This is a genomic window from Coprococcus comes ATCC 27758 (genome assembly GCF_025149785.1).
Classification (GTDB): Bacteria; Bacillota; Clostridia; order Lachnospirales; family Lachnospiraceae; genus Allocoprococcus; species Allocoprococcus comes.
On sequence record NZ_CP102277.1, the window covers coordinates 2,188,535 to 2,202,342 of the forward strand.

A 13,808-nucleotide genomic window follows, 5' to 3' on the forward strand; every position below is an offset into this window, starting at 1 on the left:
TATCAAAAGTATTCTCCTTTGTCAAATTCTACATTTTTTTATATATTTATCGTTTCAAAAGATAAATATTACTCATATCATCCGTACCAAGTAATTCCGATTTATTATAATTTAATTCTTGTTTCACATATTTTAAACATTCATCTACCGAAGAACCATAATCATTTACTAAGGTATCCACATAAATAATCATTTCATCTTCTGATGCATCTACTTTCTTTATATTCTGCTTAATTTTATCTAAATCAATCTGATATATATCTTTTTTACAATTCATAAGATTTAATGCATTATCTAATATCCTATGCTGCGATGCATATATATATATTACCGGTAACTCCGTATATTCTTGAAGAACTTGTTCGTTCCCCCCCTTTTCTTCATAAATATATTCCGGATCATTCGCAAAATATGTTATACCAACTATAAAAATACATATTAATCCTAATACAACTCTTTGCATTACTTTTTTTCTTGTCATACATGTAATAGTTCTCCAAATTAATATACTCATTTCCAGCACAATTAATGGATAAATACACATCATAAACCTATTTGAAGAAAATACTGTAATTTTACATACCAATAAAAAATAGAATACTATAACTAATAATATACCTATAGCAATAATATAGCTTTGCTTTATTTCTATTATTTTTTTTCCTGAAATAGGCTTTTTTTCAATAATTAATTGTATCTTCTTTTCTTTTTTTTCAATTTTGATTTTATACAATATATTGCAGACCCTATACCCAACTAATAAAACTAAAAATAATATAAGAATAACACTCCACAAACTTCCAAACAATTCTGAACTAATGTCTTTCCAATATATTTTTATGCGTTCTCCCCAATCACTAAAATTACGCATATTTGTATGTGTCAAAGAACTATTAGCATTTCCATCCTTTCCAGAAAGTTTTCTTAAATATGTTGGAAATGTGCCAAATGCACATATAATCCCTATTCCACCAGCTATTGAATATTTTAAAAATACTTTCCACCCCAGGTTTCTTTCTCTAATAACCTTAGTAAGCATAAGTCCAACAATAGGACAGGCAAAAATAATAAAAAAGAAATGTGTGTATAATCCTCCAAAAGTAGCTATACATAATAACACAAATCTTTTCACTGTTATTTTTTCCTCTTTATAAATTTGAATATTTTCCAGCAAAAAGAATAGACACCATACAGTTAGTAACATATACATTCTTACATATGTCACCGAATTAACTGCTCCAATACTAAATCCATATAACACTAATACTAAAATATTAAAAATATTTTTCTTTGAAATGCATCTAGCTACTCTCAACAGTAAATACATTGCAATCGCAAAATAGATTACATTTGGAATCAATCCAAACCATTTACTAAATTTCCCAGGAAAAAACGACGATATTGTATGCAATACCATATAAAAAAGAGGCGGATGCGCATCGTGCGTTTGATTGTAAATTACAGATCCATATGAAAATTCTTCTCCCTTATTCACTGTTAAATACGACTTAAATATCTCTGGTTCTATTTTTACATTATCCAAACCATTATCTTCCCATATCTGTGCATGATAATAACTATTTGACAATCCATACGACCATATTTCATCTACAAAAAAACCCTGTTTCATATTACAGTAATATAACATAAATACAATTTGCACAAATAAAATCACTGCAAATATGATATATATATTCGTCTTTTCAACCCTATCAATAAGCTTATTGAATCCCTTCTTTATCTGCATTTATTTCTTACTCGCTTTCTCTCACAATATAAATAGGTCTTTTTTTTGTTTCCAAATATGTCTTCGATAAATACAACCCCATAATTCCAAGACATAACAGCTGGATTCCACCTAAAAAGAATATTATTGTTACCAATGACGGCCATCCAGCAACCGGATCTCCGAATGCTAATGCTCTAATAATTATCACTAACATAGATATAAACGAAACTCCGCAAAATACAATTCCAAACACAGATGCAATCGCTAAAGGTGCTGTAGAATATGCTAAAATTCCTTCAATTGAGTACAAAAACAGTTTCCAAAAAGACCATTTTGTCTCTCCTGCGCTTCTTTCCACATTTTCAAAGGCAATCCACTTTGTATGAAATCCCACCCAACTGTAAATTCCTTTCGTAAATCTGTTATATTCGGCATCTTTCAAAATAGCATCCACCATTTTGCGCTTCATTAATCGGAAGTCTCTTGCGCCATCTACAATTTCTGTTGATGACATTTTATTGATTATCTTATAAAACATTCTCGCAAAAAAAGACCTGATAGGCGGTTCCCCTGCCCGGTTAACTCTTCTCGTAGCAACGCAATCATAATCTTCTTTACCTTCTGACTCTTTAATTGTTTTCCACATTTCCGGCAGCAGTGACGGTGGATCCTGCAGATCCACATCCAATGTTGCAACATAATCTCCTGTTGAAAGCTGTAATCCGGCATATAATGCAGATTCTTTTCCAAAGTTTCTTGAAAACGAAACGTAATGAACTCTTTCATCCTTTACTCGCAAATTTTTGAAACACTGTAATGTTCCATCTTTACTTCCATCATCCACGAAGCAAAACTCAAATTCAAACTCATCTTTCAACTGTTCTATTACTTTCAAAGCTTCTCTATAAAAAATAGGAATTGCTTCTTCTTCGTTGTAACAAGGTACTACCAATGACATTTTCATGATTTTATTCCTCCAAACTACACTTAAATAGTTGTATGATCCGTTTCCACGCTCGGTCCTTCATGACTGATTCGTCCCAGACTCACCAGTTCCTGAAAAGCTTCACTATCTCTCTTCTTATCTTCCGGTCTGATATGATACGTTGAAATGATTCCGGCAACTATTTCTTTAATATCCGGACTTTCTTCCATCGCCGCTTTTTCAAGCTCTCTTAACTGGCTTAAGAAATGTACCTCATCAAACTCCAACGGTTTCCCAATAAAAATCAAATCATTCGCCGTCTTCTGAAGCCCTTCTTCTTTCGTCAGTAACTCTTCATATAGCTTTTCACCTGGTCTTAAGCCCGTATATTTAATTTCCATATTCACACCAAGCGTATATCCGGAAAGCCGAATCAAATTCTTTGCGAGGTCGGCAATCTTTACCGGTTCTCCCATATCCAACACAAAGATTTCTCCACCATGAGCATAAGCTCCAGCCTGTAATACCAACGATACCGCTTCCGGAATCGTCATAAAATAACGAATAATATCTGGATGCGTAACTGTAACTGGTCCGCCTGCTTCCATCTGCTTCTTGAAAAGTGGTATTACACTACCATTACTTCCAAGTACATTTCCAAACCGTACAATTACATATTCTGTTCTGGAATACTTACTAAATGTCTGCACGATCATCTCACACATGCGCTTCGAAGCTCCCATGATATTTGTTGGGTTTACGGCTTTATCTGTAGAAATAAGTACGAATTTCTTTACACCATACTTGTCCGCTGCTCTTGCAGTTTTATAGGTTCCAAATACATTATTCTTAATTGCTTCATTCGGACTGTCTTCCATAAGCGGCACATGTTTATGTGCTGCTGCATGAAATACAACATCTGGACGATAATATTCCATTACACTTTCAATTCGGCTTGTATTACGAACAGATCCAATTAATACTTCCAGCTTCAGATTGGGATATTTTCGAATCAGTTCCTGCTGAATCTCATATGCATTATTCTCATAGATATCAAATATAATCAGAAGCTTCGGATTGTGTGCAGCAATCTGGCGGCAAAGCTCACTGCCTATCGATCCACCGCCACCAGTAACCAGTACTCGTTTATTACTTACATACTGTCCAACGCTTTCCATATCAATATTGATGGTATCCCTTCCAAGCAAGTCCTCAATGGATACTTCTCGCAGGTTTGACACCCCAACTTCATCATTGATGAGCTGATACATTCCCGGCAAAATTTTAAGTTTACAATCTGTAAGATTACAAATTCTCAAAATATCACGGGTAGCTTTATTTCCTGCCGATGGAATCGCAAGGATGATCTCTTCTGCATCATATTTTTTTGCTGCTTCCTGAATCATATCCCTTCCACCGACAATCCGGATTCCGTGAATATATTTTCCCTTTTTAAACGGGTTATCATCAATCACACATACAACTTTCTGATTCAGGTACTTACTGCTTTTTAGCTCTTTAATGATCATATTTCCCGCTTCACCAGCTCCGATTACGATCGTATTCCGGGAATGCTTTGCTGATTTTTTAATTCCATTCTGCATCGTGTGTAAAATTCGATACGAAAAACGAGTAATTAGTGTAGTAATACTAAGCAAAATAAAGTAGAAGAAATAATAGCTTCTTGGGATCGGTAAATACAATAAACTAAATCCAAACGCCTGAAACGCTGTTGAAAGCATTGCCGCACACACAATCAATAGCATCTCATATAAGCTGGCATAGGACCACACTCGGTTATACAGATTTAACAGTAAAAAGATAATTACCGTCGTAATCACATTTATAATCATGTAGTGTTCTACACTGCTCATATACTCCTCTGGTACCCAGATATTATCCAATTTAAAGCGCAATATAATCGCTAAGTAAGAATCCAAAACCACAGTAAGCATGTCCACGATAAACAAAGCAATCATTCTGCTTCTGGAATTTTGAAGTCCCCATCCTTTTTTCATACTCAACCTCCATTTGTACAATATAAAATTGTTACAAAATATTACATCTTTTTTAACTCTAACCTATAGCATACCAAATTTTACTTCAAGATACAATGTTTATCGCCTATTCTTCACATAAAAATAGGATTTTGCATGTTTTTCTCTCATGCAAAATCCTATTATAACTTATTATTTACTTGTGTTCAATAATGGTTTTATATAAAGATTAACTATGTTATAACCATAATTTGCACCTGTAGCCCATCCTGCTCCAGTTGGACTTTCTTTCTGTCCAAGCCATTCCACATATGGTGAAACACCTTTTGTCACAAGACTATATCTTCCATCTACACATGTCTGTTTCAGATTTTCTGTTGATGCGTATGCCTTCAAATGCTGTACCTGCGCTCGAATTCCAATCCGAATAGATTTAAATCCATTACCTGAAGCTCCATTTCCAGTTGCTCCAAGACCGGCAAAATTATACTGCTCTTTTTTTACATCTCCACCAAATCGTAAAAAACCAGTTTCCATCATTGCCTGTGCAAATGCGACTTCAGCTTTTACGCCCTCCACCTTGCATTCATCAATATAAATCTGACAGAAATCTTTAATAGTCGGTGCATCTTTGTTATCAGAATACGGATATTTTCCACCTTTAGCAGTGAAATAATTTGCCATCTGGCTTGCTGTCGTAGATGTAGTACCCATAATAGCGTAAAAATCACTCATATCTGATTTCTTTACTAATTTCCATTTCTGCTTAGTGTTCTTGCCCCATGTGGCAATTTGAACATTTGCACCGTTATTTGTACTTCCATTAGCTACTTCCAATACATTACCAAGCTTTGATTCAATATAGTAATAACCATTTCCCGCATCAATAAATTTCCATGTTTGCGTATTTGAGTTATCTTTACTATATTGCCATACATTCGTTCCTGATTGGTTTGTTTTTCCAGCCAAGTCTAATGCTTTTCCCGATTTCTGTGAAACAATTTGATATTCTTTATCTGCAACTTTCTTTATCATAAAGTTCTGTGCCAGTGTATCATTTTTATCAAAAATCTGAAGATTTGCTTTATCATTCGCAGAGGCATTATCAATATCCATTACTTTTCCTGATGACAGTGAGGTTTGAATCACATAAGTTCCATTTGCTATATCAACATAATTCTTCGTAGATACGGATGAAAGTTTCCATTTTTGTGCATTTGTTTTATTTAATTCAAATGTCTGTATATTATTTTGTGCTCTAATTGTACCATTTTGAATATCTAAAACCGTTCCCAATTTTGACTGGATATAATAATTACCATTTCCAGCATCTACAAATTTCCAACACTGTGCTGCAGATCCATTCCATGAAAACTGCTGAACATTTGTGCCCGAAGCCATAGATCCATCTGACACATCAAGTACCTTGCCTGTTGCTTCGCATTGAATTTTATAGTAGCCATCTCCAACTGCTTTTATACTAAACTTCTGTGCTGCCGTATTATTCGAATTAAACAACTGAACATTTGCACCGTTATAAGTATTTGCATTATCAATATCCAATACATATGCATTATTTGCAGCTGAACAAATTGTATAAACGCCTTCTGCTACATTGGAACCAGTATAACTATCAAGCTGTACGAAGCTCCATCTCTGTGCATTTGTTGCATTCCAAGTAAATGTTTGTACATTTGTACCTGCATTAAGTGTACCGTTCTGAATATCAATAACTCCACCATTTTTTGTCTGAATGTAATAATTACCAGCTACACTAATAACCTTCCATAACTGGTTATTTTTCCCATTCCATGCATTTTGATATACATTTGCTCCATTGACATCTGCTCCAGAATTATATTCCAATGCTTTTCCAGAATTTTTCGATATAATTTTGCAGTATCCATCTTTTACATGTGTAATTTGAAATTGCTGAGCATTTGTTCCATTTACATTATAAATCTGCACATTTGCTCTATCAGACTTACTGCCTCCACTGATATCTAATACCAACTTTCCAGTACTGGCTGATTTCAAATAGTATGTTCCATTTCCAACAAGACTTTCCGATTGTATCTGCAAATACCATTGTTGTGTACTCTTTCCAGAATTATCCGTCATCTGGACATTCACACCTGCATTTGCACTGTTTCCTCTTAACCCGATTGTTTTCCCAGTTTTAGAAATAATATAATAACTTCCATTACCAACCGAAACAAATCTCCACAGCTGTGCATCTGTTCCATTCCACGAGTACATCTGGACATTTGCTCCTGCTGACTTCGAACCATTGGCAACATCTAAAACATTACCAGACAAATCAGAAATGATTCTGTAATATCCATTTCCGACATACGCAATTCTAAATCTCTGTGCCGAAATTCCTTTTTTCGTATAGATCTGAACATTTGTTCCACTTGACATACTTTCATTTTGAACATCAAATGTCTGATTTTTATTCGCCATATTTTCAAACAAATAAACTCCGTCTTTTACCGGTTGCTCACTCTCATTAGCTCGATTTGAATCTAAGATCCATTCCTGCGCATTTGTAAAGTTTGCGTTGTAAATTTGAAGATTTGTTCCTGATGAAATCGTACCATTCGCAATATCAATCACCAGTCCTACCTTGGAACGAATATAATATTTTCCATTTCCGGCATCCACAAATTTCCACAACTGAGCATCTGTTCCATTCCATGAAAATGTCTGTAAATTTGTGCCATTCGTACTATTACCATTATATATATCTAAAACTTTTCCAGTAGATACTTCACTTATTTTGTAATATCCATTGCTCACATATTTTATATCATATTTCTGGTTTTCAGTTCCAACATATGTATCCAGTTTTGCATTTCCACTATTCTCTGTTATAGCTAATGTTATCGAGCTAGCACTCGCAATTACATACTTTCCATCCTTTACCGGTTTGTTTTCCGTTTTGGAAATTTGCCACTTCTGCGCATTGGATTGATTTGCTGTCTGCATATTAACATTTGTTGAAGAAGTTTGTATTCCAACTACTGTTCCAAGCTTTGATCGTATATAATAGCTTCCATCTGATAACTTGACAAATTTCCAAAGTTGCGCGTTATTCTGACTATAATCATATTGTTTTAAATTTGCCCCACTTTGATTACTTGCATTATCAATATCTATCGATTTTCCTGAATGTTCTGCAATCACTTTATAATACCCATTGCTAACATAAGTCAGTTCAAATCTTTGTGACGACAAATTTTGATTACTTGTCACACACACATTTGCAGAATTTTCTGTTGAACCTCCATTTACACTCAGCACCTTGTTTGATGATGTATTAGTAATCGAATATGTACCATTTTCTAATGGTTTCGACTCTGCTTTTGTAAGTTTCCACTTCTGTGCATTTGTCCCATTATACGCATAGCAGTCTATCATCGTTCCGTTTGCTGTATTAGCCGACCACACATCCAAACATGTACCTAATACTGAATGAATCGTATAATACCCATTTCCAGCATTTGTAAAATACCATAACTGTGCATTCGTTCCATTAGACATATATTGCTGTACCGTTGCTCCCGATGCCGTCGACCCTCCAGCCACATCCAGAACCTTTCCTGAATGTTCTGCCGTAATCGTGTAATACCCATTTCCGGCACTTCTGACCTCAAATCTCTGTCCTGATGTATCTTTTTTATCATTCAGCACTGCGGCTGTCTGATCTGCAAATCCATCATTCTGAATCGAAAGAACCTTATTCGCATTCAATGCGCTGCTAAATACATAAGTACCTTCCGCAACATTCACTCTTTCACCCGTCTTGGCAAGTCCCAGATATTTTGCAATTCCTGTTGCATCCGCAACACCAAGTTTTTTCAGACCTGCTTCATTATTTAAGAAGTTATTGACATCTCCACTGTTTGTGAGGAAAGCATGCTCAACGATAATTCCCGGGATTCCATTTCTCTTATTCGCAACCTGAACCGTAAACCAGTCTTCCAGTGAACCATCCGGGTATTTGTATTCTGGATCTGTTCCCGTTTTATAGTACAATCCACGGTTATACAATCCGATTGATGAAAGTTCATTCAAAATCTTGGTTGCAAGTTCTCTTCCCTGTGCACCTACCTCTGATTTCCAGTTATAGTTTGGAATAATAACCTCTGCACCTTTTGCTGCTGATGATGCTGCATTCAGATGAAAACTGACAAATATCTTCGCCCCTGCTTTTGCCGCTGCATTTGCTCTCGCCGTAATACATCCACCTGCCGGTGATTCATTCGGATAAGGACACTTCGAAGATGTCCTTGTCATGTACACCTCTACTCCGACATGTTTTTCAAGCTCTTCCTTACAATAATTAGCAATCTTCAAGGTGAGTGCCTCTTCTCGTAAACCGTAATAGCTTGCTCCTGCATCTCTGTCATCATGTCCTGGATCCAGTGCCACAACAATCTTGCCTGATCTTGCAGCCTGTGTACTGATTCCAGAATCATCATCAAGCGACATCATCGCCGGAGTTGATGCAAGGACATCTGTCCGTGCAGCATCAAGTGCATCCTCGATACTGTTCTGTTCTTCGATTGTTCCATTTTCATTCAATGTAGAAACCGAAATACCAACTGCATCTTCCGCTGCCGCTTCTTCCTGTTCTTCATCAACCGGCTGAAGTTCATCGATTCCATCATATTCCTGATTAACTCCGAACTTCGCTTCCATCTTAAGGTCTGCAAGCGCATAATCTGTAGTTTCTCCATTTTCTGTTACACTGATAGAAACAACTTCATAGGTTCCACTCTGATACTCATCTTCGTAATACTTTTCAAACAGATACAGATTTCCTTCCGATCTACTGATACACCAGTCTTCCCAGGTATCATCATCTTTTCGTACATGAAGTACCATCTGCTCTATGTACTCGTCTTCTGTTCCCCAGGATACAACAATTCGCTGTGTCTCCGGTGTCTGCAGATATGGACTTTCCACGTAAGCATAATTCATGCTGCTTTCTTCTGGTTGGGCTTCCTGTTCTGTCGTTTCCTGCTCTGGCGCTTCCTGCTCCTGAACATCCTGTTCCCCTTCAACATTTTCATCAACTGATTGTTGTTCTTCCGAAGTTTGTTCCTGCTGCTGTGGTTCTTCTACCTGTGATTCTTCTGCCTGTACTTCAGACTTCGGCTCTTCTGTCTGGTCCTCTGTTGTCGTCTGTGTTTTTGCAGCTGGCGCATCCGCCGCATATACCGGCATTGTTGTACCAATCATTGAAAAGACCAGCAATGCCACACTACATTTTTTCAACCAGTTCTTCATTATATACTCCTCTTCTCTTACTCATCTGCTGTCATGTATCCTTTGAGTACGGTATGTCCGGTTTCTAAAGGCTGCCCGTTTTCCGTAATCTTAAGTCGTTCACATTCATACGTTTTCAGGAAAGACTTTTTAATACATGTGAGTATTTGTTCTTCTCCTGTCGTCCCCATGCTTCTGATGTAAGAACCAGTTCCGGAATCTACATCGAGATCAATCGTTTTCTGTTCCTGATCAACATTACAGCTGTTCATCTTACACTCACTGCTAAGAACGCCTTCCCCTATTAAGCCGTTCCAGATATCGGTTGTCTGAAGCAGATTCGTTCTGATCTCTGCGCATTCGATTTCTTCACTGTCGGATATATAATATAATTTCAGAATCTGATCCTGAGCTTCATGGTTTCCGCTGTCTTCTTCTTTGCTGTCATTTTCTTCCACCTGCTCATCCTTTTGTTCTGTTTTGTCCTGCGTTGGTTCTGCCTTTTCCTGACTGGTATCTTGCTTGTCCTCCTGGCTGGTATCCTGCGTCGTATCTTTTGCTTCTTTTGAAGTATCTGTACCACTGCATCCCAAGAGCATAACACTTAGACTCAATGCCATTACAAATACCAATACTTTTCTCATCTCACACCTCCTTTCTTAATTTTATCTATTATACAATAGTTCACCATTTTTGTCTATTTTCTTGTCTTAATTAAATAATATGTATTTGCATAATTTTCGACCTGAAGTGGTGAAATTTGATTTCCATCTTCCAGCGAATGCCAGAATTTATTATCCCATGCTGTGTCTCCCCAGAAAAATGCAAGGTGACAGTCTTCTCCGCAGTTCCAGTTTTTTGGTTCTTTATACATAATATCACCTTTTTCCGCACGTCCATTTCGGAGTAATTCAGCAATAGAATTGTACGCATAACACTCTACATTAACAGATTTCAGATATTTATACCAGTTAGAACCATTTGTATATCCACCATTTCGTCCCATTCTTGCAATCATTCCAAGATCTCCACCACATTTTCCTACAACAAATGCAATAAATCCTGTGCAGTTAAGTCCTGTATAATTGTTATATCCTGGCGATCCATTTGGATGCATACATCGGTCGGGAATCGTGTATTCTCCACAATAGTGTGTCCCTAAATAGTATCTGTCATTTACATGTGCCGCCAGTTCTTCCTGAATTGTCCTTCCACTAACTCCAAGCGTACTGTCTAATGTTTGTTTTGTATATGCCTTCTTCAAGCTCCAGACCTGAGCATTAGATTCATTTTCCTGATAAAGCCATACATTTGCACCATTGTAGCAATTTCCTCCTGACACATCAATGTAAGTCCCAAGTTTTGACCTGATCATTATTTTACTATCACCGGCATCGTAAAATTTGAATTTCTGTGCAGAACTTCCATTTTTTTGCCACTGTTTTAAATTCGTTCCCGATGCTGCATTTCCATTATCTACATCCAGATATTTTCCTGAACTATTATTTTTAATGCTATACCATCCATCACTTTCTTTACTGATATAAAAGCTCTGAGCCATCGTACCATTATCTGACCATATCTGTACATTTGCCCCATTATTTCTGCTTCCGTTCGATATATCCAGGACCATTCGGTTAGCTAATGAACTGAAAATCCGATAATTACCATTCGATACACTAATTTCTACTCCTTTTGGGATAACCCGTTTCATCTGCCATTTCTGTTCATTTGAAAGTACTGCATTTCCAAGATAAATATTGGCATTTTCTTTATCCGCAGTAATCATCGTTCCAAGCTGTGATTTCAAATAATAGTTTCCGGTTCCTGCCGAATAAAATCTGAATCGCTGTGCCATACTTCCATTTGCATCAACCTGCTGCAAATTCGTTTTATCTGCGTTGCTTCCATTTGTTACATCCAAAACCTTTCCACTATTAAGATTCTCAACTTCATACCAGTTATTTCCTTTATTTGTGATCTTAAAAATCTGGTGTTCTCCCTCATTTGCAGTTCCAAGTCCAACATTTGCCTGATTATCCTTAGAAGCATCTGTAACTTCCATACACAAATCTCCGGACTTGAACAAATAATATCCATCTGCAATATTAGCAATCTGAGATACAGATAATACAACCTTTTCGACCATCCACTGCTGTGCCGCTGTTCCGTTGAATGCGTAGATCTGAAGATTGGTTCCGCTTTTCAGACTACCGCCTGCACAGTCAATTACTCTTCCCGTCTTTGCCATAATATAGTATCTGCCATTCCCATTCTCATAGAAACGAAACAACTGACCCGCGCCACCATTTGTTGACCATTGCTGCAAATTTACTCCGGATGCTCCCGAACCATTTTTAACATCCAGGACTTTGCCTGAATTTACATTTTTCAGATAATACCATTCTCCGTTAGGAATAATTTTCCATTCTTGTGCACCCGTACCATTTGTCGAATAAATCTGTACATTACCGCCGTCACTATTTGATGCACCCTGAACATCTATGCTAAGACCTGATGCTGCTGCCGGATAAAGGCGATAATTTCCAGCTTGTATTGCCTTGTAATTTCCTGGTGCCTTCCAGGATTTGATCACAAAATTCTGTGCATTGCTTCCATTATATGTATAAATTTGTACATTACCGCCATTCTTCAATTTTCCGGCACTGATATCAAGAACTTTTCTGCTTCCGATTGCAGATAAGATTCGGATTCTTCCTTGTTCATCTTCGTAAAACTTAAATTTCTGTGCTGCCGTTCCGTTTGCATCCCATTGTTGGATATTTGTTCCATTTGCATTTTTCCCTGCTGACACATCCAACACTTTCCCTGACGCAAAATTCTTGATTGTATACCAACCATCTTTATTTTTACTAATATAGAAAATCTGTGCCGCATTCGGTGTTTGTCCCCACAACTGTACATTTCCACCGTTTGCATTACTGTAATTTGCGACATCAAAACCCAAGTTACCTGCCGTTTTCATATTGATCGTATAATAACCATCTGCAATCTGCTTCTCTGCATCTTCACCAAATGTCGATCTTGCTTTCGCAAAACACCATTTTTGTGCAACCGTTTTATTTAATCCATAGAGTTGCACATTGGATGAATTTGCAATTCTTCCTGCTGATACATCCAGTACAGTTCCACTCTCCGTGGTAATGTAACAGCTTCCACTTCCCGTCTCATAAAACTTGTATCGTTGACCAAATGATTCCTGTTGCTGATTCTGGTTAATATTTTCACCAATTTTTGCTTCTTTAGATTTGCTGGAAAGCAATTTTCCAGATTGCACATTTTTTATCCGATACCATCCATCTTCCGCCTTTGTAATATACCATTTTTGTGCATCTGTTTCATTATTGACGTAAATCTGGACATTTGCCTCATTTGCAGTGCTTCCTCCCGCTACATCCAATACATAGTTCTTATTAGCTTCTAACTGAATTTTGTATACTCCACTAGCAAGTTCCACTTCTTTTTTATCATCTTGTTTTTCCCCTTGCTGTTCTGGAGCAATTTCTGTTGTTTTTTCCTCTGGTATAGTCTCTGGATTCTCTCCCGTTGCTTCATCGGTAGTAGATTCATCCTCTGTCGATTCATCTACTACCGGTTCATCCTCCATTGATCCTCCTTCTATTGACCCGTCCACGGTTGATTCGTCTGCCTCAGTTTTCTGTACAGGTTTTTCCTCATCTTTTTCTTCACTTTCCGGCTTTGTTTTTTCTTCTTTTATCACATTCTGGTTCTCTGTCTCTGCCGCATATACTGACAATGTTCCTACATTCATTGTTCCCATTGCAAGAATCAATAAAGTTACAATAATTCTCTGTCTTACTCTCATTTTTTTCCTTTCCCATACCCTCATATTTCATAA

General features: G+C 36.9%; 6 protein-coding genes. All 6 read right to left on the reverse strand.

Annotated elements, in window-relative coordinates:
* Positions 1-46: 46 nt before the first annotated feature.
* Positions 47-1,543, reverse strand: coding sequence for a hypothetical protein (locus NQ556_RS10940; RefSeq protein WP_195509793.1), 1,497 nt, complete (start codon positions 1,541-1,543; stop codon positions 47-49).
* Positions 1,544-1,754: 211 nt separating this feature from the next.
* Positions 1,755-2,693 (reverse strand): glycosyltransferase family 2 protein, encoded by a 939-nt coding sequence (locus tag NQ556_RS10945; protein WP_008374591.1) that lies wholly within the window; start codon positions 2,691-2,693, stop codon positions 1,755-1,757.
* A 23-nt stretch (positions 2,694-2,716) separates the two neighbouring features.
* Positions 2,717-4,672, reverse strand: a complete 1,956-nt coding sequence (locus NQ556_RS10950; RefSeq protein ID WP_008374589.1) for a polysaccharide biosynthesis protein — start codon at positions 4,670-4,672, stop codon at positions 2,717-2,719.
* Positions 4,673-4,843: 171 nt separating this feature from the next.
* On the reverse strand, positions 4,844-9,949 hold the full coding sequence (locus tag NQ556_RS10955) for an RICIN domain-containing protein (RefSeq protein WP_008374588.1): 5,106 nt from the start codon (positions 9,947-9,949) through the stop codon (positions 4,844-4,846).
* Between the two features lie 17 nt (positions 9,950-9,966).
* Positions 9,967-10,572 carry a hypothetical protein gene (locus NQ556_RS10960; protein WP_204576038.1) on the reverse strand — a complete coding sequence of 202 codons (606 nt, stop codon included), beginning with the start codon at positions 10,570-10,572 and terminating at the stop codon, positions 9,967-9,969.
* 53 nt (positions 10,573-10,625) lie between these two features.
* Positions 10,626-13,775 carry an RICIN domain-containing protein gene (locus tag NQ556_RS10965; protein WP_204576040.1) on the reverse strand — a complete coding sequence of 1,050 codons (3,150 nt, stop codon included), beginning with the start codon at positions 13,773-13,775 and terminating at the stop codon, positions 10,626-10,628.
* Positions 13,776-13,808 lie beyond the last annotated feature (33 nt).